Consider the following 26,975-nt stretch of genomic DNA (forward strand, 5'->3'; position numbering starts at 1 on the left):
AAGTGGATAAAGAACAAAGCTTTATCGCTCTTTCAAAGGCGGAAACCCACTGAAACAACACACGCATAAAACCAAACGCAGCGCTTAGTCGCTGCGTTTTTTATTGCACTTTGTACGAAAAAACAGGTCACATTAGAAGGCATATCCTCTTTTCAAATCAGCACATAGCTGCTAAAAATCTATACAGGACGACGGTTTTTTAATCAAAACAAAGACTTTAAGCGTAGATCGGTGGATCTAGACAGGGAGAATGTGGATGCAAAAGAAAATAGCGGTTGCATTAGGTCTGGCTCTTCATTGGGGAGCGGCTTTTTCATCAGAAGTTATCGAGACCGACAGATTGGTTGGTTTTGGAGAGGCTAAATACCCCGCGGGTTTCCAGCACTTTGACTTCGTTAACCCAGATGCCCCCAAAGGCGGAAAAGTGACTTATGGAGTGATTGGCACCTATGACAACTTCAACCGTTTTGCTTCACGCGGGGACCCAGCAGCTTACACCCGAGAGTTATACGATACCCTGTTTTACAGCTCTACAGATGAACTCAATACCTCCTACGCTCTGATAGCAGAAAAAGCCCGCTACACCAAAGACTATGACTGGATGGAAGTGGACATTCGCCCTGATGCGAAGTTTCACGATGGCACGCCGATCACCGCCCACGATGTAGAATTCACGTTCCAAACCTTCATGACTAAAGGCGTCCCTCAGTACCGCACCTACTACAAAGACGTCAAATTTGTTAAAGCACTTAACGATAAAACGGTTCGAATTGAGCTGAACAATGGAAACAAGGAAGTCTTGTTTTCGCTAGGCGGTGGTACGTCAGTTCTGCCCGAGCACTTCTGGAAAGACAAAGATTTCTCAGAGCCTTTATCCACGCCGCCAGTTGGAAGTGGTCCTTACAAAGTAACAGACTACAAGTCTGGGCAGAGTGTTACGTATAGCCGTGTGAAAGACTACTGGGCTCAGTCGCTGCCTGTTAATGTTGGACGCAATAACTTTGATACGGTCGTCTACGACTATTATCGTGACGATACAGTGATGCTTGAAGCCTTCAAAGCAGGCGAATATGATTTTCGTCGGGAATCCATTGCCAAAAACTGGGCAACAGCATACAACGGCATTAACTTCGATAAAGGCTATATCAAGCAAGAAGAAATCACCCATTCCATCCCGCAAGCCATGCAAGGCTTTATTTTCAATGTTCAAAGCCCTGTATTTCAAGACGCTCGTGTTCGTGAAGCTCTGACTTATGCCATGGACTTTGAGTGGATGAACAAAAACCTGTTCTACAACCAATACTCTCGCACCAGCAGTTACTTTCAGAATACCGAATATCAGGCGAAAGCTTTACCCGATGAGAAAGAGCTGAAAATCCTTTCCACTTTCAAAGGTAAAGTGCCGGAGCGTGTATTCACAGAAGTTTATACTCCTCCAGCAACTGATGGCAGTGGACGAATTCGTAGCCAGATGCGCACCGCATTCAAATTACTGAAAAGTGCAGGCTGGGAACTCAAGAACAAAGTCATGACCAACGTCAAAACGGGTGAACCTATGGCGTTTGAGCTTTTGATTTACAGCCCGAGTACCGAACGTATCGCTATCCCTATTCAGAAGAATATGAAGCAAATGGGAATAGAGATGAAAATTCGAACCATTGATACCACTCAGTACCTCAAACGCTATCGTGACAGAGACTACGACATGGTCTTCGCTTCAATCTCCTCGGGTAACTACCCTAACCCAAATGTTCAATTAGTTTGGCACAGTAGCTATCTGGACAGTACCTACAACCGACCCGGTTTAGTCGATGCCAGCATCGATTCACTTACAGAGCAAATCGCCGCCAGTCAGGACGACCCAGAAAAACTTATCTACCTTGGTCGAGCACTTGACCGCGTGTTGCAGTGGAACTTCCTCGCCATTCCTTCATGGCACACAGGCATGTTCCGAATTGCCACCTGGGATAAATTCGCAAGACCGGAAAAAAGTCCAACCTACGATTTAGGTGCAGATACCTGGTGGATAGATACGGAAAAAGCCCAAAAACTGCCTGAAAAACGTCGTTAAGAATCAGGGTCTGCTGACCTAGAACTATAAATAGTGCCAGCACAAAGCTGGCACGCAGACCAAAGTAGTAATGGATTATGACAGCCTATATTATTCGAAGACTTTTGTTGGTGATCCCAACTTTGTGGGCAATCATCACCATCAACTTTTTTGTTATTCAAATTGCACCGGGTGGACCTGTAGAGCAAGCACTAGCACAAATGCAAGGGCTGGAATCAGGGATCATGGAACGCTTTACCGGCGGTGGTCAAGAAGTCGCGCAATCATTGCCTGCCGATGATCAGGGAAGTAACTACCGTGGCTCTCGCGGGCTGGACCCAGAGGTGGTTGAGGAAATCAAAAAGCAGTTTGGTTTTGATAAGCCCCTTCACGAGCGCTATTTCGACATGCTCATTAACTACGCTACCTTCAACTTTGGCGACAGTTTATTTAAAGGTGGCAACGTAATCGACCTTATTATTGATCGCCTTCCCGTCTCTATATCACTGGGGCTGTGGAGCACCATCATCATCTACTTAATCTCGATTCCACTCGGTATCTTAAAAGCCATCCACCATGGCTCTCGCTTCGATATCTGGAGTAGTGCGGTGGTGATTGTCGGATATGCAATTCCCGGTTTTCTGTTCGCCATTCTTTTGATCATCCTGTTTGCCAGTGGCAACTACTTCAGTTGGTTCCCGCTGCGTGGTTTGGTCTCTTCAAACTTTGATCAGTTAACCTGGTATCAGCAGATTATCGATTACTTCTGGCATCTGGCTTTACCAACTTTAGCTATGGTCATTGGAGGCTTTGCAACCCTGAGCATGCTGACCAAAAACTCGTTTCTGGATGAGATCAATAAGCAGTATGTGGTTACGGCACGTGCCAAAGGATTGGACGAGCAGAGCATTCTTTACAAGCATGTATTTAGAAATGCCATGCTCATCATTATTGCAGGCTTTCCTAGCGCTTTTATCAGTATCTTCTTTACTGGCTCCATGCTTATCGAAGTGATGTTTTCTTTGGAAGGCATCGGTTTACTTGGTTTCGAATCGACCATTCAGCGAGATTATCCGGTGGTGTTCAGCACTTTGTACATCATGACGCTGCTTGGCTTACTGCTCAGTATTATCTCCGATCTTACATACACTTGGGTTGATCCAAGAATTGACTTTGAAGCGAGGTAATCATGAGTCCACTTTATGAAATTCGCTGGCAACGCTTTAAAGCCAACAAACGTGGTCTGGTGTCGCTTTGGCTGTTCAGCCTCTTGTTTATATTGAGTCTGTTTGCAGAACTCATTGCTAACGACAAGCCATTATTGGTCAGCTTCGACGGGCAATGGTACTACCCTGTCGCCTTCGAGTACGCGGAAACCGATTTTGGTGGCGAGTTTGAAGCCGAAGCCGATTACACCGACCCGTATGTCAAAGAGCTCATCGAAGAAAAAGGATACCTGATATGGCCCTGGATTCCTTTTCATTACGACACCATTAATTACGACCTCACTCACCCCGCCCCATCTCCACCAGACGATGTAAATTTGTTAGGCACAGATGACAAAGGTCGAGATGTGCTGTCTCGCATTATTTATGGCTTTAGAATCTCGGTGTTGTTTGGTTTTGCCCTGACCATTGTTTCTAGCGTGATTGGAGTTGTGGTCGGCGCCTCTCAGGGCTACTACGGCGGGCGTCTGGATTTGTTTGGTCAACGTTTCATTGAAGTGTGGTCAAACATGCCTACGTTGTTTTTGCTGATCATCTTGTCCAGCTTCGTGGAGCCTAATTTTTGGTGGTTACTCGGCATCATGGTGCTTTTTAGCTGGATGGGGTTAGTCGGTGTTGTCCGGGCTGAATTTCTCAGAGGCAGAAACTTCGACTATGTAAAAGCCGCTCACGCTTTGGGCGTCAGCGATCGACGGATCATGCTAAGACATATGCTGCCCAACGCCATGGTGGCGACGTTAACCATGATGCCGTTCATATTGTCTGGTTCCGTAACCACATTAACATCTTTGGATTTTCTTGGGTTCGGGTTGCCAGTCGGCTCCCCTTCACTCGGAGAACTGCTGGCTCAGGGTAAAGCCAACCTGCAAGCTCCCTGGCTTGGCATATCTGCCTTTGTCGTGCTCTCTATCATGTTAAGCCTGCTGGTATTTATTGGTGAAGCGGTACGTGATGCCTTCGACCCCCACCAACAGAGGTAATCATGACTGAAACGATTCTGAAAATTCGTGATTTATCCGTCGGGTTTGGGCGAAAAAATGACGTCGAAGTCGTCACTCATTCCGTCAACTTATCCATTCGTAAAGGCGAAACATTGGCTTTAGTGGGTGAAAGTGGTTCCGGCAAATCGGTTACCGCTAATGCCATACTCAGGTTGCTCCCTAAAGGCAGCGCGCATTACCTTTCCGGCAGCATTCTGTTTGATGATAAAGATCTCCTTACTTGCAGTGAAAGGCACCTAAGAGGAGTACGTGGTGGTCGAATTGGCATGATCTTTCAGGAACCCATGGTGTCGCTAAACCCATTGCACAAGGTTGGAAGGCAGCTAGTCGAAACATTGGAAGTCCATCGAGGAATGCGCTCCAATCAAGCCAGAGAGCTCGCGTTGCAATGGCTTAACAAAGTGGGGATCCGAAATCCAGACATTAAAATCGACGCCTATCCACATGAGCTTTCCGGCGGAGAAAGGCAACGCGTCATGATTGCTCTTGCGCTGATTAATGAACCGGAACTATTGATTGCAGACGAACCAACGACGGCACTGGATGTGTCCGTTCAGGCGCAGATTCTTGATCTACTGAAATCGCTTCAAGAAGAACTGGGAATGGCTATGCTGTTCATCACTCACGACCTAAGTATCGTCCGACAAATCGCGGATCAAGTTGCGGTCATGCAACACGGAAATCTGGTTGAAACGGGTCGATGTGAAGACATCTTTGCCAACCCCGAACACCCTTATACCCAACTGCTGATTGAGTCCGACCCAAAAGGTTTACCCGTCGAAGTGAATCCCGAATCAGAAGAGCTGATAAAGGCAAAGCAGCTAAAGGTTTGGTTCCCCATCACAGGCGGTATATTCAAACGTGTGGTTTCTCATGTAAAAGCAGTAACCAACGTGAATTTTCAGCTATTGAAAGGGCACACCATCGGGTTAGTCGGTGAGAGCGGCTCGGGTAAGTCCACAACCGGGATGGCTATTTTGCGCTTACTCGACAGTGAAGGCACCATTCTCTTTGACGGTGAAAAAATCAACGGCTATTCACGCCAACAAATGTTGCCGCTAAGAAAGCGCATTCAGGTTGTGTTTCAAGACCCCTTCTCTGCATTGAATCCCAGAATGTCGGTCGCTCAAATTATTGGTGAAGGGCTAAAAGTGCATGAAGATCTGCCTGAAAACGAGCTCGATAGCCGAATTTGCAATGCCATGAGCGAAGTCGGGCTAGACCCGGAAACTCGCCATCGCTATCCAAATGAGTTTTCAGGCGGGCAAAGACAGCGCATCGCGATTGCACGAGCCATTATCCTGAAACCTGAATTTGTGTTGCTTGATGAACCCACTTCTTCACTTGATCGCACCGTTCAGGCGCAGGTACTGGATCTTCTCAAGTCGCTTCAGGAAAAGTACGGGCTAACCTATTTGTTCATCAGTCACGATTTAAATGTCGTTAAATCGCTTTGTCACTACACTTTAGTGCTCAAACAGGGCGAAGTGATAGAGCAAGGTGATACCGCCAAACTGTTCAACGCACCGGAGCACGAATACACTCGCCAATTGGTGAATTTATCGAAGCTTTAGGGTTTGTTCGTATTTGTTGGTCTAGTCAATGTATTTATAACCGTGTTTTTCAAACCAGTCTCCGAGGAAGTTGAGCAACGTACGCACTTTGGTGTTGGTTTGAATATCCTGATGAACCATCAAGTGGCAAGGTAACTCTGAAATGGGCATATCTGGTAGCACCTGAACAAGGTCGGGGTTCTTTTCTGCCAATCCTTTGTGGGTTGCCGCAATCCCTCCACCCTGATTTAGAAGCTGCCAATGTTGCATCAGGCTGTCACTGCGAAAGCTGAAATCACTTGGAGATAATTCAAAACCATGGAGCCGAGCTTCGTCAATAAAGCTAGTGAAGCGATCAAAACCAATGATCTGATGCTCGCTCAAAGTCTGCAATGAATCTGGCAAGCCGTGTTTCTCAATGTAACTTTGATGGACATAGAAACCTAATGGGATAGAGGGTAGAACTCGAGAGACCAGATCGTGTTGCTTGTGCCTGAACATCCTGACGGCAATATCCGCGTCTCGCTTTGACAAGTTAGATGCCTCGTTCGAGATGACAATTTCAAACTCTATCGATGGATGATGTTCACGAAATGCCACCAATGCTGGTGGTAATAAGAAGTGGCCAAACAGCTCATTGACACTAATGCGAACCGTTCCTTTAAGTTCCTCTTTATTTCCCTGAGCAGACCGAAGAAAGTGATCCGCAGCATCTGACATCCCCTGAGCCGACTGGATCAAGGCATGCCCATTCTCCGTCAGGTTCAAACCTTGTGTTGATCGTTCGAACAACGCGTAGCCCAGTTCCTTTTCAAACCTTTGCACCTGCCTTGTTAGCGTAGGTTGAGAAAGCCCAAGCAACTCCGCCGCTTTAGATAAACTGCCCTGTTCCGCTACCACCAGAAAATGGTGAATCCACTGCCAATCAATATTCATTTATGAATACCCGATATAGAAATACATCCATTCTAAATTCAAAATACTATAGCAATAATCACTTTCAACCGACAAACATCTTTAGGTAGAAATGGATTATGGACAAATCAAAAAATTTTCAAAATGCAGAGAATGGCAAAAGCGCTCTGGTACTCGGCATCACCGGAGGTTTTGGACGATATGTCGCGCTGGCGCTAAAAAACGAGGGCTGGAAGGTAACCGGAATCACACGTTCTAAAGCAAAGCTTGATTCTGAATTGATGCAATTCAACATTGTAGAAGGAGACGCAACCAATATTGAATTTCTCTCTAAGATTGCAATTGGACAGGATGTCCTGGTTTATGGGCTGAACCCCGAATATCATCTCTGGAGCAAGTATTGTAAACAGTGGCTTAACACATCTTTAGAAGTCGCTTTAAAACATCAGCTAAAGCTGGTTTTTCCCGCCAATGTTTACAATTATGACCCAGAAAGATCGCCCACTATCTGTGAAGAAACAGCATTTTCCCCAGTATCCAGCAAAGGGACACTGCGGGTGGAGATGGAAAACCAGATCAAAAATTTCTGCCTAGCTGGTGGAAACGCTCTTCTGATCCGTGCTGGAGATTTTATTGCTCAAAATGCGCCGAGTGCTTGGTTTAACTTCCTGGTCGAAATGAAAGCAGATAAAACCATTCTGCAGTTACCATCGGATGATTCCATAACACACTCCTGGGCTTACCTGCCCGATCTCGCCAATGTCGTCACGAAGCTACTTGAACGAGAAGAGACTCAAGGGTTAGAGACATACCACTATGCAGGCTTGAATATTACTTTCAGAGAGATTGAGCGAAGCTTACAGAAAATTCGTGGACTTCCGGTGAAAACCAAACGCTTTCCATGGTGGGCACTGGCGATCATTGGGCTATTTTCATACCAAATGAGAGCAGTGCGCGAAATGAGGTATTTATGGCAAAAGCCACTGGCTCTTGATGACACGAAATTACAGAACGCACTCGAAGGCACAGTACTACAGCGTTCATTAGATGAAGTGATAGCGGATCTCGAACTAAAAAGGCAAGCCTAGTCGGCTTGCCTGTTTGATTCATTTTTCGTTTTTATTGAGTCGAAAAAGCCCGGATATTTTTTCCGAATCCGAATTTGTTCAGCAGTCATGTGTTTCAGGCTCGGACCTTCTGCGAGTTTTATCACCAGCTCAGCACCATCGAGTCTAAGCACTTCGCCTTTTATTTCGACGGATTCGCCGCTACTTAGAATAACGACTCCTTCCACTTCTGTTCCTCGCCCTACTTTTACTTCAGACGAGAACAGTAGGCGAAGCCCTTTCTCAGAAATCTCTGTCACGGGGAACTGCTGCCCCCACGCTTTAATACGTGGTCGCTCGGTTTTTGGGTATCTCAATCGGTAATACTGTCGAGTCTGAGTCGAAATACTGTGTCCCATTTCACTTCTTTATACGTTATAAACTCTGACAGCTTAGCAGATTCTTCAAACGGATTCTTAGCACCTACTCTGAATATTAGGATCGGCTCAAATTACTTTTGAGCTACACCCATCAGAACCGATAAATCGCCTTTTTGGGATTCAATTGTAAATGGTGTCTCGACTGTCACGCTGCTAAAACCAGAAGTTTCCAGTGTCTTCTTAGCTCGCTTAATGGTTATCCCGTGGTCTTCTTTGTCGTTTTCAGCCAACCAGTCCCAATGAACAAATAAACCACCTTCGTTCAATAGCGATTGAATGACCTTGGCGGTTTCGTCAAAGTTGCCAAGGAGCCCACATACGGAAGACGCAACAACAATATCAAACTGACCTCTGAAGGCAGGATGATAGGCGACCAAACCACGCGTGAGCTCATCTACGACGGGCTCGACGTTCGGCAATTCTTTTGCGTCCAGTTGCTCGATCATCTTCTCGGACGAATCAAGCGCGACAATTTCCTTAACCAACGGTGAAAGTTTCTGCGACAACAACCCTGTGCCACAACCAAAATCCAAGACTTTAAGTCCCTCAAGGCTCACCAGCTTTTCGAGCTCTTCGAAAGCCTTCTGAGCATAAATCGCAGTAGAAGCATCTTGCTCCCAGTTTTCTGCGTATTCATCCCATTCATTGGACATGGTGTTTTCCCCCAAATATTTCAAACTTATACCCAAATAACCTGAACGTATTCAAGATACTTGGGTATAAGCGCAGGCGAAAACGCGTATAGACTAAACCAAAGCGACTGTAGATACACACAAAGCACGACAAAAGTTCATAAAATCGGGCGTTAAGTCTAAATTGTATCAACTGCCTGTTGAGATTATTTCACTTCTCCGCTTTGAGTTCGGTTAAAAACAGCGCACTGTCACCAAACTTTATTCAGTATTTCATCAGTATCCACATTACCAAAACCAATACAACTCCTGTCGACCTATGGAAATTATGCCCATCAAAAATCCCTTAACGAAGTTAAGCGGACATAAAACTCTGATTTTCATGGAAGCGGAGCCGGATACCCAAGCTACATCACTTTTATACGTGTCTAAGTTGTATAAAATACCCGCAACATCACTTTGTTTGAATGTGTAAACGATTGTCAGAGGTCACCAAATTTTCTCAGCCCTTTCCGGAACTCGGTCAATCAATTCCTGATTTAAACACTCCAGTGATGTATAGCTGCCATAAGATGCAGTCGATATTTTAGGATAAATTAAACCTCAAGGAGTCGAGTAAGTGATGAGTGCTTTTTTACGCCTGCTGATTGTGTTTTCTTCTTTCTTTTCTATTCCCGTTTTAGCTGCTGAGTCATCCACAAGTTACACCACCTCCACCGTTGGGTACGCTTCGCTCATTATTTTTGGGCTCGCATACTGCTTAGTGATGGGGGAAGAATATTTAAAGCTCAGAAAGTCCAAACCTGTGCTGCTGGCCGCCGGTATTATCTGGCTAATGATTGGTTTTGCGTTTCAAGCCAATGGCGAAATAGAAGTGGCTAAGCATGCCTTGGAGCATAACTTATTGGAGTATGCCCAATTGCTGCTCTTCCTGTTGGTGGCGATGACGTACATCAACGCCATGGAAGAACGGCGTCTATTTGATGCTTTACAGGCATGGATGGTAAATAAAGGGTTCAACCTGCGTACTCTGTTCTGGATTACTGGGATTCTCTCCTTCTTTATTTCTCCAATTGCCGACAACCTTACAACCGCCCTTTTGATGTGCGCTGTCGTCATGAAAGTTGGCGGGGACAATACCCGGTTTATTAATCTAGCCTGTATTAACATTGTGGTTGCGGCTAATGCTGGCGGTGCATTTAGCCCATTTGGTGACATTACCACCTTAATGGTCTGGCAGGCAGGGCTGGTTTCTTTCAGCCAGTTTTTGACCCTATTTGTTCCTTCGGTTGCTAACTACGTAGCACCTGCACTCATCATGTCTTTCTTTATTCCGAAAGAACAACCTGATGCGGTGAAAGAGGTGGTCGAATTAAAGCGTGGTGCCAAGCGAATCGTTGTACTTTTCTTGCTAACCATAGCAACCGCCGTTGCATTTCATGGCTTCCTGCACTTTCCTCCTGTTATCGGCATGATGATGGGGCTGGCATACCTGCAATTCTTCGGCTTCTTCCTGCGCAAGACTCTTCCTATGTCGCTGGCAAAGAAACGAGCTAAAGCTCGGGCATCACACGATGAAGAAGCACTAAAACGCTTAGGCTCCGTGGTTCCGTTTGATGTATTCCGCCGTGTGTCTCACGCCGAGTGGGATACTCTGCTCTTCTTCTATGGTGTCGTGATGTGCGTGGGCGGTCTTAGCCTTATCGGCTATCTCGGCTTGGTTTCAGAAATCATGTACACCCAATGGAATCCGGTTTGGGCTAACGTCATGGTGGGAATACTTTCCGCTATTGTCGATAACATTCCGGTGATGTTCGCGGTGCTGACAATGCAACCAGATATGTCACTCGGTAACTGGCTACTGGTAACTTTGACCGCTGGTGTGGGTGGTAGCTTGTTGTCTATTGGTAGTGCGGCTGGCGTGGCATTAATGGGGGCAGCTCATGGGAAATACACCTTCTTCGGGCATCTAAAATGGGCACCTGTTATTGGTATTGGATACGCCATCAGTATTGCTATCCATATGATGATAAACGGTTCTTTGTTTTAGAGTTATGATTTCAGCGGCTAACCACTTAGCCGCTGAAAATGTAAACGCTTTCCATTCATTTTGTTTCTTTAATTCATTACCTTAGTGCACTGGATCATTGATCTATACGTGAAGTTTGCCTTTTGTTTTCACTAACGGTTACAGTAAAGGGTCACTTTTTTCAGGATCCCATCAATGGCAACAATCAAGGACGTCGCAAAAGCGGCTGGTGTATCCGTCGCCACCGTTTCCAGAGTTATCAACCGCTCACCGAAAGCCAGTCAAAAAGCCATCGAGTCTGTCAGTCAGGCTATGGCACAACTTGGCTACCGTCCTAATGCTAATGCCAGAGCGTTGGTTAGCCAGTCGACAAACACCATGGGCGTTCTGGTCAGTGATGTGTCTGACCCTTTTTTTGGCACATTGATCAAAGCCGTTGACGACGTCGCCCATACCCGCGGAAAGCATTTGCTAATCGGAAACGGTTATCACAATGCGGATGAAGAACGAGAAGCCATTGAGCTGTTGGTGAATAGCCGATGCGAAAGCTTGATTATTCACGCCAAAGGGTTGACTGACGAAGAACTGCTTTCTTACACAAAGGAAGTACCAGGCATGGTGCTGATCAATCGTCACATCCCCGCTATCGCTCACCGATGCATTGCTTTGGATAATTACAAAGGCGCTTATCTTGCCACCGAATACCTGATTCGGCATGGGCACAAAAACATCGCGTGTATCTCTTCTTCTCACCACATTGAAGACGTTGATGCACGGGTTTCGGGTTATCTTGCGGCACTGCGCGATCACAACATTGAACTGTCTGATCGCTACATTGTTCATCGAAATCCAGACAGTGAAGGCGGTGAAGATGCCATGACTCACCTGCTTACCCAGTCTTTACCTATTTCTGCTGTCTTTGCGTATAACGACTACATGGCGGCAGGCGCAATGTCCATCCTTGAAGAAAACGGGCTGGATGTGCCGGAGAATGTTTCCATGATCGGTTTCGACGACGGTCCTATTGCAAAATACCTTTCCCCAAAACTCACCACGATACGTTATCCGATACAAATGATGGCAGAGCAAGCGGCAAGGCTTTCACTTGCGTTGGCAGATGGTGAGAAGATCGACAGTGAATCTGTGGTTCTTTCCCCCACTCTGGTCAGACGAAACTCCGTTGATAAGGTGCGAGACTAGCGCTCGCTCACCTGTATTGGCTAAATTTTATTCGAAATATCAACAAACTCTAATACCCTAAAAAAGCAGGGTTATTTCATAATCAGGTCGTTTCTATATCGCCTGAAGCTCATGCTCGTACCTAAGAATTTTTCCCGTCTCATTTATTCCACAAATTGCCAAATCTCTGAGCACAATATTTGATTAAATCTTAATCACCACATACGCTTATTGATAAAGCTGACTAGCTGGATGCGACCTGAAAATGAAAGGGAAATGGTATGACTAAGCAAGCAAAGAGCTCAGATGTTGAAATTGAGCCTCAAACAAACGGTGCGGATCAACTAACACAAATACAGCAACTGCTTTTTGGGGAACGCGCTGAATCCATCGAAAGTGCTATCGAAGAGCTATCAGACAAAACCAACCAGACCTTTATCCAGTTAGAGAAAAAACTCGATTCCATCAACCTTCAGATTGCCAAGCTGGCAGATTCACTCGAAGGTCTCGCTGAAACCAGCCAGCAAAATAACACTAGCCTAGAGATGCACTTCACACAGGAAGTTGGCGAACTGTCGCAACAACTGCACGATAAACACGAAGAAGCATTGAGCAAAATCGACAGCGTCTCTGAAGACTTGAGAAAGAATAAAGCCGACAGAAAAACGTTGGCAACGCTACTTTCAACCATGGCAGACGACCTCGACGGACAATAAATGATCAGCCGGGACGACTCGCAGATCGAGGAACTCCGTTCTTTGGTACTCGGAGAGCAGTACGAACGTGCTCTCAAAGACTATTTAGACAAAAACAGCGACACTGAACGTGTCGCTGAAGTCATTGTTGAAGCAATTAAAGCGCGAAACAAAAAGAACAACGAAGTCACCGAAGAGCTTTCACCTATCATCAATAGTGCTATCGAAGTTTCCATAAATAACAGCACTCAGAAGTTTGCAGACATTCTTTACCCTGTGATTGGTGCGGCGGTCCGAAAATCCGTCAGTGCCACATTCAATCAGCTGATCGCTTCGTTAAATCAGGTGCTTACCCAAAACTTCAGCTTAAAGTCGATTAAATGGCGTTATCAGGCATGGCGGCAGGGAATCAGCTATGCTCAGTTTCTTCTAATGAAGACCTCCGTGTTTCAGGTTGAACAGGTGCTCTTGATTCATCGGGAAACGGGTTTGCTACTCAATTCCGTGGCATTTGAAGGTGCTGAAACCAGCGATCCTGAACTGGTATCCAGTATGCTGACGGCTATCACCGATTTTGTTTCCGATTCTTTCAGAGGAAACAGTGACGACACGCTTGAAGGTGTCCGACTGGGTGAGTTGGTTCTGAAAATCGAAGTTGCCCCACACGTTATTCTGGCAGCCGCTGTGCGAGGCATTCCAAACCAGCATTTGGACGTAACCATAGCAACCACCGTAGAAAGCATTGAAGAAAAGTACGGTGAACGACTGTCCAACTTCAATGGGGACAATTCCGAATACGCCGAGTCCCAGCCACTGCTTGAAAAATGTCTGATTGGAAATTCGCTCGAAGAAAACGCCAAAGAGCGATTCCCGTGGAGACTGTTCGTTATTCTTCTGCTGTTTATTGTTTTTGGTTTCTACAAGTTATTTGTTCACATCAATGTGAGCAATGAACACGACGTCACCAGACAAATTTTCGAGTTCGAACCTAACTATCTGGTTGTTGAATCGGTCATTGAAGACGAGAACATTACCCTTTCAGTCTTACGCAAACCCGGCTCGCGTGAACCTTCTGAGATCCTTAACAATATCAGCTACCTTCATACCACTCAGGATATTGAAGACAAAGTCGTCGACTTCAACGAATCCGGTGAAATACCCAGATATCAACTCACTCTTACAGACATTATACGTCACAACATTCTGGCAAATTTGAGTGAAAGTGAATCAGTAAGAGTATGGGTATCCGACCAAGACGTTAAGCTTTCAGGACAGTTAAAAACCTTCAACTTTAGCCGGGCTAACCCATTACATAGAACAGGTAGATGGCAACCTGGGAATAGATTCCAGTAAGCTGCAGCTTCTTCCAGATGAGATTTCGCAACCAGAACGACTGCGCAATGCCATTGTGGTCAGCGACATCAAGTCCATGATTGGCAATAGTGAGTCACTGGCGATTCAAATTGAAAATCAAAAAATTGAGCTAAAAGGTGAAATCTCTGAAACCACAGAGAGCCAGATACGCAGTTATCTGGAGCGATCCGCACCTGAACTATCGCTCATTTCTCAAAAGCTCAAAGTGACTCCAGTCATTCGTAACAAAACTCAGGAGTACAATCAGCTTGCTCACAACCTGAGTCAGACCAAATTTCAGTACGACGTTAACTTAGTCTCTCCGACAGGCGGAAATCAGGACGTAGCGCGTTTTGTCAGTCAGGCAAAATCTCTGGTCAGCCTCGGACAGGAACTGTCGCCGCGTCTGACGCCGATATTCATTGTGACCGGTTTTTCAGACGATGTAGGGACTGTCGAACGAAACATACAGCTCAGTAAAGAAAGGGCTGAGAACGTGAAACAGGTAATGGTAGAGAATGGTATCAATGCCAACCACATCATTACCTTAAACATTAGCAATATTGAGTCATCAGAAAGCATTTCATCCGCATTAAGAAGAGTCACCATTGATGTGATTAACAAGGATTTGTGAAGGATTAGAGGGCACGCATGAAAGCCAAAAAAATCTGCATGATTGGCGCATTTGCAGTTGGGAAAACCAGCTTAGTGCGACGATACGTTGAAAGCATTTTTACCGATAAGTACCACACCACAATTGGGGTGAAAATTTCCAAGAAATATGTCGACCTTAGCCCCGAACCTGTTCAGCTTCTGCTTTGGGATCTGGAGGGGAAAGACGTATACACCAACATTAATACCTCCTATTTACGCGGAGCATCGGGAGCCATGCTTGTGGTCGACGGCACACGCCCAGACAGCCTGGACGTAGCCGATGAGCTGCGAACTCTGATTGTGGACAATTGTGGAGATATACCGATCACATTGATGCTGAACAAGTGCGATCTGGAAGATCAATGGTCAATCGGAAACGACAAAATCACCCGGTTAGAAGAAAAGTCTTCCGCCGTTTTTAAATGCAGTGCAAAAAGCGGGCAAAACGTTGATGAAGCGTTCCAGAAGCTTGCTGAAATCATGCTTGAGCGAGACTGATATAGGGAAATAGCGATGAACCATTTGGAAGCCGTTCTCACCTCACTGAACTACGTTGTACTGGTCAGAAACGAGGATCAGTCTTTTTGCTCACTGACACCGGAAGCTGAATGGTTCAGGCAACTATATTGCGAGCAAACAGGCGCAACCTTTAGCGCTAAGAAACTGGATGTTTCTTTAGCCTTTCCTTTCATTGAAAACTTCATTATTGATGCGGACACGGTTTGGGGAGAGCCAGAGTCCACAGAATCAATAAGCTCTGGGGTATGGACAGAATCAGACGCCGAAGGTGAAGAACTTCAGCTCACAGCAATTGCTTCCAATAATGCTGGTGAGAGCTTGCTGATCATCGAAAATCGGACAGAGCACTTTAAGTTCGAACAGGACATGATGCAAAAAGCCAGAGACATCGCCCTGCTCAATGAAAAACTGGTAACTGAGCTCAACCACAGGCAGCGTAATCTGCAATCCGATATTGCCCGGCTATTTGATGAAAATGCCAGCATGAAAGAAATCAGCGACTCCGTAAAATCGGAGTCTGCGGCTGTTATCATTTTCAACTGTAAAAGCAAGGTACTGAGCGTCAATAACGAGTTTAAAAAACTCTTTCATATTGAAGACGTGGCAAGCTCTCAATCACTGGCTTTGCTTGAGCGTTGGTGTAACGAAGCCGAACCCGTTTACCCCGAGATGAACCGTGTGCTCACCGCTGGTTCTTTCTGGGAAGGTGAGTTTTCGACCAAAACGATTCAGAACCAAAAACATTTTATCCGCCTGAATATCGCGCCGATAAAAAATGAGCGCCAGCAGGTCACTCATTTCGTTTGTATTGTTCACGACATATCCGAGCTTCGTCTGGACGATAAACATGATGACAGTAACTATACTGGCTACGAGTACACCACTCAGTTGCCAAACCGACGCTACTTCTGGCGCAAACTGCAAGACACAGTAAAAGCGTCGAAAAAGAACAAAAATACATACTCAATTCTATACATCGACCTAGATTACTTTAAGCGAATCAACGACAAGTATGGTTTTGAGCAGGGAGACAAAGTACTCAAGCTCATTGGTTCAAGAATTTCACGTTGCGTAAAACAGCGAGATTTTGTCTCTCATCTGGGCGGAGATGAATTCACAATTATCGCGGTTGGCGCGGCTGAACAGCTCAAGCCCATGTCTGACCGCCTACGCCGTTCGATCAGCGAACCTGTTCTGATTGCCGGAGAATCCGTGAGCATTACAGCCAGTATCGGGATCGCCACCGTAGAGGATAAAGTCAGCCTTGTTGAGGTTGTAAAGCACTCCGATCTTGCCATGTCTTCTGCCAAAGAGCTTGGACGTAACCAATGCCGAATTTACACTGAGCAGCTCGATCTTACCTTCTCACTCCGCTTACAGCGTGAACACGATATTCACGATGCGATTAAAAACGACGACTTCCACTTGCTGTACCAACCCAAAGTGAATGTTGAACCGTGTGACGAGTTCAATGTAGAAGCACTGGTACGCTGGGAGCATGCCACCGAAGGCACTATTTTCCCTAATGATTTTATTCCGATTGCAGAAGATTCCGGTCAGATCATTCCTCTTGGTCGTTGGGTATTAGATCAGGCTTGTTATGACGCAAAATCCCTGCTCGATGATGGCATTAATATTCGTATGGCGGTTAACGTATCAACCAAGCAGTTGAAACACCCTGACTTCTACAACCATGTAAACAAAGCTTTAGAAAAGAGTGGATTGCCATCCCACCATCTTGAACTTGAAATCACCGAAAGCGGTCTGCTCGCCGACATTGATTCTATTCTTGATGTTCTGGGCAAAGTGAGACAGCTTGGCGTCACTGTTGCTCTGGACGATTTTGGTACCGGCTTTTCTTCTTTGAACTATTTGCGGCAGATGCCCGTCGACTTTATTAAGATCGATAAAGAATTTGTCGACGAGCTGCCTGCCAATAATCAGAGCATGCTGATCACTACCTCGCTGATAGAACTCGCGCACAGCCTAAACTTAAAGGTGATTGCAGAAGGGGTTGAGACTTTGAAACAGCTCAACTGCCTGACCAAAGTGGAATGCGATTACATTCAAGGCTACTACTTTTACAAGCCATTGCCCTTTAGCCAACTGGAACTAGCATACAAGACCGAAACAGAAGAAAAACGAATAGTGTTACCCAAAAAATAACCGCCTCTGATTGAACAGTTGGCGGTTATCTTCAGTTTTAGAAGTCAAATAAACAGCTAAACACCCTTCCTAAACATAGGTGGCGTCGTAATCGCTGTCGGTAAAGACCTGAAACGTATCGGTCGATGTTTCGAAGGTCAAAGAGATAAAGTCATCAGCAGCGAAACTATGAGACTCTAGATATTCCGATTCCTCTGCCGTTAGCGCACGCGCTTCTGTGATCAATGAAAACTGAAAGTATGGCGACCACTCTTCCATCCAAGTGCCCGCATTAGAAATGATCAAGCCGAAGCCCGTTTCATTTGCTGCGTCGTTATGGGTCAGCATTTCGTTGTTCAGAATCAAATTCACATCATCCCCGACGCCAACAATGGCTTCGAAGTTAGAGTACATGACATGATCTTCGAAATTTGATTGTTCATTTCGATTGTTTCCCAACTTCAATACGTCGAACCCAGAACCACCATCGACGTTGCGAGTCATCTGTGGCGGTGTTCCTAGTTCGTTTGGACCAAACAGTTCTTCATAAATCGCATCTGATGGGCGTGATATCCATGTGGCTGGAGAGCTCAGGTCTGATATGTCGACAATGTCATCCCCAGAACCCGCTTTAATATCAAACTCAGTAAACTGTGAATTTTTAGAATGCGTAAATACAATGTGGTCGTTTCCGGCACCAGAATCGATAGTAAACAGATTACTCCAGAGAGCATTGCTGCTATAAGCAGAAATAGAAATGATATCCGCCCCATCGCCTGTTGTGACTTCACCACGCTTGGCGTTTTCGATTACGACTTCTGAACCCGTATTGTTCGCAAGATTAACATTGATTTCGACAAAGTTACTGATTAGTACCAATTCGCTTTCGCCTTCGACTTTTGCTTCTTTGTAACCCTGTTTGTTCCAAGAATCCGAGCGAATAAATACAGACTGACTTGAGTCATCGAGGTGTTCAATGGACACTCCATCGCCCGACCAACTATCAAAACCTACGACTGAGGCGGCTGCGTTATCGCCGTTGAGGTCGTTCGCACTACCAGTGCCGTCTATGTTGGTTGTTCCAATAAATGAACTGATCATAATTCCCTTTCCATAAGTGTTAGTTTATGTCACCAGAATCATAAATTCAGAATGAATAGCCTTGCATAACTGGGCGTCAAAATAGTAATAAAATGAGCCTTAATTTTATAAAAATACCAATATGAATCATTTCTTAGTACAACTAAGCTCATCACTGGAATTAGCTTTCTAAACTAGTGAATTACTATCGTATTGTTCGATACTTTATCCGTTGACCTTTAACTTTAGAAAAAACTCATGATTACCAAATTAAATCAACAAGTTAATTTAATTCTTCAACACTTACATCAAGATATCCAAAACCAGCCGCAAATTTTCTATTTTTAATTAAAACTTCTCTAAATAAATGTCATATGAACTCTCACTCACATAAATTATAAAATCCCAGAGACCTCTCATTCGAGTCTCTGTTTTTGCGTAATGTTTCATAATTTAAGAGGCTTAACCCATGAAAAAATGGATAATTTTTCTTGCTACATTTTGGGCGTCAAGTTTGCACGCTTCAGGCTTACTGCAGTGGCCTGAAATAAAGTCGCACACTTTGACTTCCGCAGTGCTGGAAGAACAACGTAGAGTCTGGGTTGCTTTACCCGGTAACTATCACAACAACCCAGATGCTCAGTACCCGGTTATTTACTTTACAGATGGGTCTTATCTCATTAAAAACATTCAAGGTGCCATGTGGGCATTGAATACTCGTGCTGGTGTCCCAGAAGCCATTTTAATTGCCATTGAAAACCCAGATAACACTCGCGCTCGCGATTTAACTCCAACCGTATATACCAATGAGTTTTCACCACCGGGTGCCGTGACGGGTCAAAGTGCACAGTTTGAGAGGTTTATCGTTGAAGAACTTGTACCTTGGGTGGAACACGAACTATCGCACTGATGGGTTCGAGGTTATCGCAGGTCATTCTCTAGGTGGGCTATTTGTGGTGTCCAGCCTGATTTCACCAGCAGCAAACTCCGTTTTTGAAGGCTATGTGGCAATGGATCCTTCCCTTTGGTGGGACAATCAGGTGATGATAGAGCGTGTGACGACAGCCGCAACCAACATCCCGTCTAACCAGCATATGGTCTACATTTCCGCAGCGTGGGAAGAGAACATTCCACCTGAGTTTATGGATTTGTACATCAGCCACATCGGCGGAATAGACACAGTTTCTAAAGTGATTGAAGCTCAATATCCTTTGAACTCAACCTATCAAATAGAAACAAAAGAATCGCACAGAAGCATCGTATACAGCAGCCTGTATAATGGCATCCGAGCTGTATTCCAATGCTACCCAGAAGTTTGTGTGAAGTAATATAAGAGCTAAATAACGCAGAAGCCCCATTTGGAATGGGGCTTATTACTATTAAGATACACACCTGTTTTACATATACATTCTTACATAAGATACTTCGCAATTAGATGAAACAGACGTATTCAATTTCTTAGTGTCTGATGGTTACGAGAGTTTCTAAGGGCAACCATTTAACGGACAAACTTCAATCCAACGTAAGTCTTCAGAATTATCCCATAGGTGGCAAGTTCCTAATCCTCTGACATTCGCTAGTGTTTTATCAGCTGCAAACGCAGTGAGAACAAGAGATGCATGTACACTATCTTTGTGAACAGAAAAGCGTCCAGTAGTGGCGCAAGATGGACGGTTCGATTCAGAATTTCCAGCAATCTTAAACAAGATCGCATCATTGACTGAACCAATATGGACAATCTTTCCACCTTGGCTATTTCCAACAGCAAATGCTGAAGATGTAAAGAATAAACCAAACAAGACTAACAAATACTTTCTCATTTCTATTTTCCTAATTGATGTTAATTTTAACCTGCTGGGTCAAACTGTGTAACCAAGCAGTATCCTGTGCCATTTTCTCGACCAGCCACATAAACTGTTCCTGATGTCCTACCTGCTGCCCATGCAGTTAGCACGACAGAAGTCAGTGCTGTATGTTCCTGCTTGATCATCATCCAGCCGTAGGGTGAACCTGCGCATTTCGAAGGTAACCCTGAATCCATCATAATCAAAATTCCAGAAGTCACGGCAGTAAGATTACTGATTTTGCCCGACTTGTAATGACCGGAAGCAAATGCGCCAAACGGTAGAAACAATAGAACGAGCCAAGCCAACTTTTTCATAAAATCCCCTTATTAATATGTCATATATTTAACCAGCGCGATGAACACGAAAATGTCCGTGAACACAATCTCCTCTCACACCAAACCCTATATTCACTTTCTTTTTTGATACATGATCCGTTAAAAATCGAGAAAGTAATATTTGTCTTCTGTCGCTCGGTATCGTATCCGGAATAACAAAATAGTTAGATTAACAATCTGGGTGAGGTTTAGATTTACTTTCTAGCGTAAAATATATTTTTTTACCATCCGCAAATCCAAAAGTTTTTAAGAACACCAATCAAATTCGAATTATAATGCGCAAAGGTCGTTCCGTTCGCAATTATCAAAAACACCTATTGCAATATAATAAACATTCATTTATTAACAATTGATACATTAATTAAAAACGCGTTTCTTGAAGCGCAATAAATGCCCCTTCACAACTGCCTTCTTCCGAGTGAATTCGGACCTTTTTACCAGAGATCTGTGCAGCCATTGCAACACTTAAAACTTTATCAATAAACTCAGAGCTGTGGCGGCTAAATGTGAAGCGAGCAACGCCTTTACAGGCTTGGTTTAAATGGGTAGCACTATCGCTGAAATAAATACGCAAAGATTTGTCTGTTTTAAAATCGTAAACCTTAACCCCTTTTAACGTACCAAAGCCGATATCTTGTGCATTAACAACGGGCGCAAGAAAGCTTAACGACAATAAAATGATTGGAATTTTTTTCACAGCTATTACTCTTCAAATTTAAGAAAATTAAATAATTCTACTCATTAGTTTGTGTTGAGAGAAATGTTTATTATTTTGGATAAACAAATATCCCTTCTATTGAGCAGCTCCACCACCCTGTATGGTTTGTTTGCTCATATCGAATTTGTCCTTTAAAGCTTTTTGTGGTCATCATAGTAAGTAGCAAAGAGTAATACTCTTTATAATTAGGATTACTTTTACTGAGCCGCCCACCCTTATCTCCATAGCAACCTGGCATTGCACCTGGCTGAAATTCAATATAAAGACCATCACCTTGATCATGATGAAATCCAACCGGATACAGCGTTTCTATTTCTGGACCCGTTTTTACTTGTGCTTGAGCCGTAAAAGCACACACAACCAAAGCCGTTGCGAGTATTCTCTTTTTCATTATCTATCCTTAAATTAAAGAGGCTTGCTGTCACAAGCCTCTTTTCCTTTTATTGGTTGCCTAATACGTGTTCCAGATCAAACACGGGTGGGTTGGCAAGGACTTCCTGAATTGTTGGACCTTCATTTTTGATGATCCATTCCGGTAAATATGGGCTGTCGAAGCTCATCGTTTTACCCGTTTGGTCAAAATACACGGCAAGCAAGGCGATGATTTTGTCATAGAACATGGCATCAACATCTCCCAAATCGAGCGACTTTTCACCATTCGGTTGCCCTTTTTCAGGAACAAGGTACGCGAAGTAATGGTAATTTTTATCCATTGCCTCCAGCACCGTTTGTTCGACACCCTCGTGGTTACCTTGCCAAATCGCTTCGATGATGTTTACCAGTGGCGTGTAAAGCGAGTGAATTCGGTTCTCGATTTCTCGTTCTACAATGGCGTTGATAACACCGGGCTCACCTATTGCACGAACACTTTTCAGTGCTTCAGCCCTTATTTGAGGGTCTGCTTCATTTCTATAGAACACCTTGAAGAACTCAAAATAGATATTGTTCACTCGTCTAAACGGTTCATCAAAGTACGTTCCGAGAATCTCCTGCTCAACAAGACACAGCTCCTTTACCCCTTCGTTATTGCGAACCATCGCATTCGCGCTTACCGCATCCATCCAGTCATAAAATCCGTAAGAGCCCTCTGGCGGTTCAAGCTCCATGGATGTGTCGAGAAACTCCAAGTGGAAATGCGATTTCTTGCCTCGGTATAGGATGGAGCGAAATGCCATCCAACTGAGTTGAGCAGAACAATATTGCAGAAAACGTGTATACCTTTCATCCACATTTAAAAGTATCGATTCAATAATACAAACCCTATACCGATCAGAGTGCATATATAATGTTTTCTTTTTGCTATAAGTCTCTAACTTTGAATTTCCTTCATAAAGGGAATTTATTGGAATCAACCAAAGCTGAATCTCAAGATTCTTATCGTGATCAATAGATAACTCTCTATGATGCTTAGTTCTCATTTTAACTCTAACTCTTTGTCTTAGTTCGGATTTCTCAATGTATATGTATCCACAACAATATTTCCTAAATTACCACTTGGTTCAATAACTTGAGTAACCATTTTGAATTCAAGTTCACCGTCTGTGAGAGCAGTTCTTAGCTTGCTGATTCCCGATTTAAACTCTAGCTGCTTTTCTGCCGGCCATTGCTTTATCTCTTCGCTTTTAGCAAATCTCTCATACTTCTTTAGCGTTGCATCGGCATGCTCCCAAGTGCCTTGCTCATATTTCTTACCATCACTCCAAATCGCAGCGGCTTTTGAAGGCGGTAATCGACCACTGCCTTTGTACTCCACAATTGTCGGCGGATCTAAATATATATCATCAAACTGATCTTTTTTGTCATTCAAGTTTGATTTATAGGTAGCAATTCCTCTTTCTTTTAGGCTCAGCCCACCCACTTGTATTGGAGCTCTTGCCAAACGTTCTCCATTGGTTACGCCTAAGTGTTCCGTAATGCGCTTTGCTTCAACCGAGTGTGGATCAGATGCGAGTAAATCCTTACGTTTAGCTAGAAGAGCCGACGTTGATTGATTCCCAAATTCTGGGTGTAAGTCATTTGATCTCACTAAACTGGAACGTTGTTGCTTGTCTCTTCGGTATACACCGGCTATCGTTCCTCTTTCATTAGAACGCCAATGCCCTGTACTCTTGTCGTAAGTATACCCTTCTTTGAGCGACTTAAACTGCTCAAAATCCATTCTGGAAGTTGGCGCATCATATTGCTTATGCTTGATAAAGTCTTCCCACTCACTGAGTGAAACGCCATCAGGTCTGGCAAGTCTATTTCCTGTTACTGGATCGAGTGGGTAAGGTTTAATTGGATTAGCATCGTTTATACCAATCTTTCCGTCGGGTGTGTCAATCCCAGTAAAGTGGTTTTCAATATCTTTGAGCGCTGACGCGAGATCTTCATCTCCATTTTTAATCAATTCCTCTCGAACTCGATTCAACTGATCTCGTAATGGAAGCCTCCTAAACACCGCTTCACTGGCGAGCTCTATGCCCTTTTCTGCTAGAAGTTCAACCAGCAACTGACCAGGGTTTAGAGTATTCGTTCCTTTTGCTATGTCACGCAGTGTTTCAAGAACTTTGATACCGTCATTAATTGCCTCGATACGAAGATAATATGTTGCCAACGAAACTAGCGCACGAGCAGTAAAACGCAGCGCTTTTATTTGGAACGTATTATTTTCTACGGCATTTTCAGCTGCACTTGACGCAGCCCCAACGTCACCACCGAAGAAAAACACCGTTACACCAGCGATCAAAGCAGAAACTGATACACCTTGCTTTTTCAACTCATTAATTTTGTCGAAAGTACTCTGAGAAACGAGTTGGCAATCGGTACCATTTGAAATACTGTCACCACAAAGAGCGCTCAGTTTACCAATGTCTGAAATCAGCTCTATGGTTGCGTTTTCAGTTTCACTTAGAAGTCGATTGGCTTCTTCTAGGTGGTTGCCCGCAATATATTCACCAACAACCGCACCACCCGCACCAGATCCACAAGCTTGAGCGTGGTCGTCGCGGTTTCCTCCATTGGCAATGGATATCGCTCCTTGCATCACGCAGCCAAGCGCCGCATGAGCAATGTATCCAGCAGCAGAAGAGATAGGCTCGTTTAGGACGATTTTCCCGTTCTCATCCCACTCTAGCTGGATGTCACCATTCGCATCAACGGGTATTCTGCTCTTTGCATCGTGAATTTTGTTAGCAAGCTTTTTACCAACGATATTAATGGCGGACATCGCCAGGGACTTAATTGCAATCTTTTCAAAATCAAGACTAGCAAAGCCCTCACCACTCAATAAACTCTGTGCATTGGCAGAAACTGTCGCATGCATGACAGACTGAATCGACTGTTGGGCAAAGTCTGCAATGTAATCATTTTCAATAACTTCATTGAGGTAGCTATTCAGCCCGTTGTCTCCTGCAAGGAACTCCGCACTTAAGTTTTGCATCACCCCAGCAGTGACCATAGACGTGACTAGGTTTTGAATGGATTCATGACTTGCAATTTCAGTGAGCGTTTTACCTACATCGAAACCGTTAGCCAAAAGAGAACCAGTTGCTTGAGTAACGATTGCTGAATAACCTGCATTAATCGCAGTAGCAAAAGCCCCTTCGCCTGCAATAATGGAAAGCCCTCCGCTTCCCGCCGTTGCAGCGGTTATCGCCAAGCCCAAAATCGCCATACCAGCAGGTGTTAGGCCGCTGTTGTCGTAATCCCAGCGTTCAATTTCTAGCTGAATAGTATTCCAATGAATATCGACTTCCGGGTTATTCCGAAGCTCTGCTAGCCACTCCATTCCAGGTCTGGAGGAAAGAGCATTTAATGTTTGTTCTATGCTGGCAGCATCTTTGCCCGATACTATGTCTACATGGACACCATTTCTGGCGTCAACCAGTAAACCACCTTTGGCTCTGAACTCATTGTAATGAGCATATTGCTCGGAGAAACCGCTACCTTGGTGCCTAAAGCTCAATGAACCTGTGTAAGACTCCTGCGAGTTTTCCATTGCCTGAGTAATGAAGGCTTCAAAATGCACATCATCCGCGAGAATTTTCGCTACGCCACCGGACTCTACGTTAACGGCAGACATGCGAACAGGACCCATATCTGTGCTTATGACAAGATCTTGACCAGACTTAAGTAGTGTCTCGACGATTCCTTCATGATACTCACTGAATGATGAAGACTCTTTGGTTCCGAATAAGCCCCCCGTCTGAGACTCAAAAGACTCGCTAGAACTAAAGTTATCAATCGCAGCGGTCAAGTAGATGCCTTCACTCGCGAGCAGTTCAAGTACACCTTCACTCTCTAAAACCGAGCCAGTGACATAGATTTCATTACCGACAATCGACAGTAGATCAATAGCACTCAATTCAGATTGGATATTAACGAGCGATTTGGTCGCCGTTTGCCAGTGTTCCCCCTGCTGAGCATGATCTTGCCTAACTTTTTGAGGAACAATGGTCACTTTGCCCCCCGCTTTAACTTTCAACTCACCATTAGACTTAAGATTGCCACCTTCAACTGTAAAGTCTCCGGCACTGTAGATATTGAGACTATCGATGCCCGTAATGGTCGCCAACTTACCTGCAAGCTCTGAGAAACCATGCTCGTAGTTGTGTCGGTATACCAATGTTTTATTGGTAATTTGGTTGGCAAGTAGTTGAACTTTACGACCACTTATGTCACCAGATAAATTCTCAATTTCGTTTGCTTTAACAAAGATTTGGTTAGAAGAAACAGAACCGTTGACGAGCTTGAACTTATTGGATGCTGCTATATGAAGCTGTCGGTCAGAAATGACTTTGCCACCGTTGATGTAGAAGTTGTGTGTTTTGATAACACCGCTTCCAATGTCTAGCGTTGTATCGGTAACCGTTTCTTTGGCTAACGTGGCTTGAGTAAGGTAAACAAACGGAATCACGATTTCTTGACCGGTCGTCAGTTCCCTTATTTCTGGCCAAATCATGTCTTTGGGAAGAGTGTTAATTTGAGCTTCTGTTAAGTTTTGCCCAAATTTAACGGTTGGATTTTTCTTAAACCACTCCAAGCCATTCTTGTACAATAGGCGAATCATGCCATTGTAACCTTGCTCCGAGTGCTCCGCGCTTAATCCATTACTTGATATATAGCTTCGGTTGAGCATCTGGTTAAGCTGAAGGCGAACAATGTCTCGCTCCACATAGGGCGTACCAATGAACTTAGGTTTAGCGGACGCTTTAGGGATAAAAGTGGTGATATCGCCGACGCCAATTGGGATCCATTTTACATCGGCAAATTGGCTAGCATTGTGTCGTGATGCATTCTTATAAAAGTAATCAAACCCATCAAAGATATCAGGTACTGGATAAGGGAAAATTTCTTTGTAGGTATAGTTATTATTACTCGGCGCTAGTTCTAAGCGTGCAGCAGAGTTTAACGAGTCTTCCAACGCTTTCACATCTTTAGCATATCGAACACCCGCGTAAATTGGCATACTCCATTGCGCCGCCAGGGTAACCAACAACATATTGGCAGTGAACTTTTTCGGGTTGCACTTCATTTTTCGAAGAGCATGTTTAAGTATCTTTTTCATATTGACGCCC

24 protein-coding genes are annotated in these 26,975 nt (G+C 44.5%); 14 read left to right on the top strand and 10 right to left on the bottom strand.

Annotation, left to right across the window (positions count from 1 at the left end):
- The first annotated feature begins 256 nt into the window (after window positions 1-256).
- The 4 genes from RH89_RS16340 (at window position 257) to RH89_RS16355 (ending at window position 5,851) form a co-directional block, all read left to right on the top strand.
- On the top strand, window positions 257-2,071 hold the full coding sequence (locus tag RH89_RS16340; protein ID WP_004404320.1) for an extracellular solute-binding protein: 1,815 nt from the start codon (window positions 257-259) through the stop codon (window positions 2,069-2,071).
- 77 nt (window positions 2,072-2,148) lie between these two features.
- Entirely contained in the window at window positions 2,149-3,237 is a 1,089-nt protein-coding gene (locus tag RH89_RS16345) for a microcin C ABC transporter permease YejB (protein ID WP_004404321.1), read from the top strand.
- A gap of 2 nt (window positions 3,238-3,239) precedes the next feature.
- On the top strand, window positions 3,240-4,256 hold the full coding sequence (locus RH89_RS16350; protein WP_004404322.1) for an ABC transporter permease: 1,017 nt from the start codon (window positions 3,240-3,242) through the stop codon (window positions 4,254-4,256).
- Window positions 4,257-4,258: 2 nt separating this feature from the next.
- Window positions 4,259-5,851 (top strand): ABC transporter ATP-binding protein, encoded by a 1,593-nt coding sequence (locus RH89_RS16355; protein ID WP_004404323.1) that lies wholly within the window; start codon window positions 4,259-4,261, stop codon window positions 5,849-5,851.
- A 21-nt stretch (window positions 5,852-5,872) separates the two neighbouring features.
- Here the strand turns inward: RH89_RS16355 and RH89_RS16360 are convergent, their stop codons facing one another.
- Window positions 5,873-6,766 carry a LysR family transcriptional regulator gene (locus RH89_RS16360; protein ID WP_004404324.1) on the bottom strand — a complete coding sequence of 298 codons (894 nt, stop codon included), beginning with the start codon at window positions 6,764-6,766 and terminating at the stop codon, window positions 5,873-5,875.
- 98 nt (window positions 6,767-6,864) lie between these two features.
- On the opposite strand from RH89_RS16360, the gene RH89_RS16365 reads away from it, so the two are divergent.
- Entirely contained in the window at window positions 6,865-7,833 is a 969-nt protein-coding gene (locus RH89_RS16365) for an NAD-dependent epimerase/dehydratase family protein (protein ID WP_004404325.1), read from the top strand.
- Here RH89_RS16365 and RH89_RS30160 read toward each other — a convergent pair.
- Both RH89_RS30160 and RH89_RS16375 read right to left on the bottom strand, forming a co-directional pair.
- Window positions 7,830-8,210 carry a hypothetical protein gene (locus RH89_RS30160; RefSeq protein WP_004404326.1) on the bottom strand — a complete coding sequence of 127 codons (381 nt, stop codon included), beginning with the start codon at window positions 8,208-8,210 and terminating at the stop codon, window positions 7,830-7,832. The two genes, RH89_RS16365 and RH89_RS30160, sit on opposite strands and share 4 nt — an antisense overlap.
- 92 nt (window positions 8,211-8,302) lie before the next feature.
- A complete protein-coding gene (locus RH89_RS16375; RefSeq protein ID WP_004404328.1) occupies window positions 8,303-8,884 on the bottom strand; it encodes a class I SAM-dependent DNA methyltransferase in 582 nt (193 codons plus the stop codon).
- A gap of 601 nt (window positions 8,885-9,485) precedes the next feature.
- Between RH89_RS16375 and nhaD the strand changes: the two genes are divergently transcribed.
- The 7 genes from nhaD (at window position 9,486) to RH89_RS28780 (ending at window position 17,458) form a co-directional block, all read left to right on the top strand.
- Window positions 9,486-10,913 carry a sodium:proton antiporter NhaD gene (nhaD, locus tag RH89_RS16380; protein WP_004404329.1) on the top strand — a complete coding sequence of 476 codons (1,428 nt, stop codon included), beginning with the start codon at window positions 9,486-9,488 and terminating at the stop codon, window positions 10,911-10,913.
- A 174-nt stretch (window positions 10,914-11,087) separates the two neighbouring features.
- Complete coding sequence (locus RH89_RS16385) at window positions 11,088-12,092, top strand: substrate-binding domain-containing protein (protein WP_004404330.1); 1,005 nt, start codon at window positions 11,088-11,090, stop codon at window positions 12,090-12,092.
- A gap of 260 nt (window positions 12,093-12,352) precedes the next feature.
- The gene (locus RH89_RS28775) at window positions 12,353-12,787 is read left to right on the top strand and encodes a hypothetical protein (RefSeq protein WP_004404332.1); all 435 of its coding nucleotides are present in this window, start codon (window positions 12,353-12,355) and stop codon (window positions 12,785-12,787) included.
- Window positions 12,788-14,119: a hypothetical protein gene (locus RH89_RS16395; RefSeq protein WP_004404333.1), complete on the top strand. Its 1,332-nt coding sequence runs from the start codon at window positions 12,788-12,790 to the stop codon at window positions 14,117-14,119.
- A 55-nt stretch (window positions 14,120-14,174) separates the two neighbouring features.
- Entirely contained in the window at window positions 14,175-14,753 is a 579-nt protein-coding gene (locus tag RH89_RS16400; protein ID WP_004404335.1) for an OmpA family protein, read from the top strand.
- A gap of 17 nt (window positions 14,754-14,770) precedes the next feature.
- Complete coding sequence (locus RH89_RS16405; protein ID WP_004404336.1) at window positions 14,771-15,271, top strand: Rab family GTPase; 501 nt, start codon at window positions 14,771-14,773, stop codon at window positions 15,269-15,271.
- A 15-nt stretch (window positions 15,272-15,286) separates the two neighbouring features.
- Window positions 15,287-17,458, top strand: coding sequence for a sensor domain-containing protein (locus tag RH89_RS28780; protein WP_004404338.1), 2,172 nt, complete (start codon window positions 15,287-15,289; stop codon window positions 17,456-17,458).
- A gap of 69 nt (window positions 17,459-17,527) precedes the next feature.
- Here the strand turns inward: RH89_RS28780 and RH89_RS16415 are convergent, their stop codons facing one another.
- Window positions 17,528-18,538: a hypothetical protein gene (locus RH89_RS16415; protein ID WP_004404341.1), complete on the bottom strand. Its 1,011-nt coding sequence runs from the start codon at window positions 18,536-18,538 to the stop codon at window positions 17,528-17,530.
- 448 nt (window positions 18,539-18,986) lie between these two features.
- On the opposite strand from RH89_RS16415, the gene RH89_RS16420 reads away from it, so the two are divergent.
- Both RH89_RS16420 and RH89_RS28785 read left to right on the top strand, forming a co-directional pair.
- Window positions 18,987-19,427 carry an alpha/beta hydrolase gene (locus tag RH89_RS16420; protein WP_004404343.1) on the top strand — a complete coding sequence of 147 codons (441 nt, stop codon included), beginning with the start codon at window positions 18,987-18,989 and terminating at the stop codon, window positions 19,425-19,427.
- The gene (locus tag RH89_RS28785; protein ID WP_139063302.1) at window positions 19,384-19,845 is read left to right on the top strand and encodes an alpha/beta hydrolase; all 462 of its coding nucleotides are present in this window, start codon (window positions 19,384-19,386) and stop codon (window positions 19,843-19,845) included. The genes RH89_RS16420 and RH89_RS28785 overlap by 44 nt, the downstream gene beginning before the upstream one ends.
- A 156-nt stretch (window positions 19,846-20,001) precedes the next feature.
- Here the strand turns inward: RH89_RS28785 and RH89_RS16425 are convergent, their stop codons facing one another.
- The 6 genes from RH89_RS16425 to RH89_RS16450 form a co-directional block, all read right to left on the bottom strand.
- Window positions 20,002-20,337: a hypothetical protein gene (locus tag RH89_RS16425; RefSeq protein WP_004404348.1), complete on the bottom strand. Its 336-nt coding sequence runs from the start codon at window positions 20,335-20,337 to the stop codon at window positions 20,002-20,004.
- A 26-nt stretch (window positions 20,338-20,363) separates the two neighbouring features.
- Window positions 20,364-20,678, bottom strand: coding sequence for a hypothetical protein (locus tag RH89_RS16430; protein WP_004404350.1), 315 nt, complete (start codon window positions 20,676-20,678; stop codon window positions 20,364-20,366).
- 382 nt (window positions 20,679-21,060) lie between these two features.
- Window positions 21,061-21,396, bottom strand: a complete 336-nt coding sequence (locus tag RH89_RS16435) for a hypothetical protein (RefSeq protein WP_004404352.1) — start codon at window positions 21,394-21,396, stop codon at window positions 21,061-21,063.
- 70 nt (window positions 21,397-21,466) lie between these two features.
- Window positions 21,467-21,808, bottom strand: a complete 342-nt coding sequence (locus RH89_RS16440; protein WP_004404355.1) for a hypothetical protein — start codon at window positions 21,806-21,808, stop codon at window positions 21,467-21,469.
- A 49-nt stretch (window positions 21,809-21,857) separates the two neighbouring features.
- Complete coding sequence (locus RH89_RS16445) at window positions 21,858-22,592, bottom strand: immunity 49 family protein (protein ID WP_158091122.1); 735 nt, start codon at window positions 22,590-22,592, stop codon at window positions 21,858-21,860.
- A gap of 263 nt (window positions 22,593-22,855) precedes the next feature.
- Window positions 22,856-26,965, bottom strand: a complete 4,110-nt coding sequence (locus RH89_RS16450; RefSeq protein WP_004404358.1) for a DUF637 domain-containing protein — start codon at window positions 26,963-26,965, stop codon at window positions 22,856-22,858.
- Between the last annotated feature and the right edge of the window lie 10 nt (window positions 26,966-26,975).

The sequence above is a fragment of the Vibrio nigripulchritudo ATCC 27043 genome, assembly GCF_000222685.1.
Classification (GTDB): domain Bacteria; phylum Pseudomonadota; class Gammaproteobacteria; order Enterobacterales; family Vibrionaceae; genus Vibrio; species Vibrio nigripulchritudo.

Excerpts from the sequence above, each read along its gene's own strand:
- RH89_RS16450 (WP_004404358.1), bottom strand. The coding sequence starts at position 26,965 with ATGAAAAAGATACTTAAACATGCTCTTCGAAAAATGAAGTGCAACCCG.
- RH89_RS16445 (WP_158091122.1), bottom strand. The coding sequence starts at position 22,592 with ATGGCATTTCGCTCCATCCTATACCGAGGCAAGAAATCGCATTTCCAC.
- RH89_RS16425 (WP_004404348.1), bottom strand. The coding sequence starts at position 20,337 with ATGAGAAAGTATTTGTTAGTCTTGTTTGGTTTATTCTTTACATCTTCA.
- RH89_RS16415 (WP_004404341.1), bottom strand. The coding sequence starts at position 18,538 with ATGATCAGTTCATTTATTGGAACAACCAACATAGACGGCACTGGTAGT.
- RH89_RS28780 (WP_004404338.1), top strand. The coding sequence starts at position 15,287 with ATGAACCATTTGGAAGCCGTTCTCACCTCACTGAACTACGTTGTACTG.
- RH89_RS16420 (WP_004404343.1), top strand. The coding sequence starts at position 18,987 with ATGAAAAAATGGATAATTTTTCTTGCTACATTTTGGGCGTCAAGTTTG.
- RH89_RS16345 (WP_004404321.1), top strand. The coding sequence starts at position 2,149 with ATGACAGCCTATATTATTCGAAGACTTTTGTTGGTGATCCCAACTTTG.
- RH89_RS30160 (WP_004404326.1), bottom strand. The coding sequence starts at position 8,210 with ATGGGACACAGTATTTCGACTCAGACTCGACAGTATTACCGATTGAGA.
- RH89_RS16405 (WP_004404336.1), top strand. The coding sequence starts at position 14,771 with ATGAAAGCCAAAAAAATCTGCATGATTGGCGCATTTGCAGTTGGGAAA.
- RH89_RS16395 (WP_004404333.1), top strand. The coding sequence starts at position 12,788 with ATGATCAGCCGGGACGACTCGCAGATCGAGGAACTCCGTTCTTTGGTA.
- RH89_RS16365 (WP_004404325.1), top strand. The coding sequence starts at position 6,865 with ATGGACAAATCAAAAAATTTTCAAAATGCAGAGAATGGCAAAAGCGCT.
- RH89_RS16385 (WP_004404330.1), top strand. The coding sequence starts at position 11,088 with ATGGCAACAATCAAGGACGTCGCAAAAGCGGCTGGTGTATCCGTCGCC.
- RH89_RS16440 (WP_004404355.1), bottom strand. The coding sequence starts at position 21,808 with ATGAAAAAGAGAATACTCGCAACGGCTTTGGTTGTGTGTGCTTTTACG.
- RH89_RS16355 (WP_004404323.1), top strand. The coding sequence starts at position 4,259 with ATGACTGAAACGATTCTGAAAATTCGTGATTTATCCGTCGGGTTTGGG.
- nhaD (WP_004404329.1), top strand. The coding sequence starts at position 9,486 with ATGAGTGCTTTTTTACGCCTGCTGATTGTGTTTTCTTCTTTCTTTTCT.
- RH89_RS16360 (WP_004404324.1), bottom strand. The coding sequence starts at position 6,766 with ATGAATATTGATTGGCAGTGGATTCACCATTTTCTGGTGGTAGCGGAA.
- RH89_RS16375 (WP_004404328.1), bottom strand. The coding sequence starts at position 8,884 with ATGTCCAATGAATGGGATGAATACGCAGAAAACTGGGAGCAAGATGCT.
- RH89_RS28775 (WP_004404332.1), top strand. The coding sequence starts at position 12,353 with ATGACTAAGCAAGCAAAGAGCTCAGATGTTGAAATTGAGCCTCAAACA.
- RH89_RS16340 (WP_004404320.1), top strand. The coding sequence starts at position 257 with ATGCAAAAGAAAATAGCGGTTGCATTAGGTCTGGCTCTTCATTGGGGA.
- RH89_RS16430 (WP_004404350.1), bottom strand. The coding sequence starts at position 20,678 with ATGAAAAAGTTGGCTTGGCTCGTTCTATTGTTTCTACCGTTTGGCGCA.
- RH89_RS16350 (WP_004404322.1), top strand. The coding sequence starts at position 3,240 with ATGAGTCCACTTTATGAAATTCGCTGGCAACGCTTTAAAGCCAACAAA.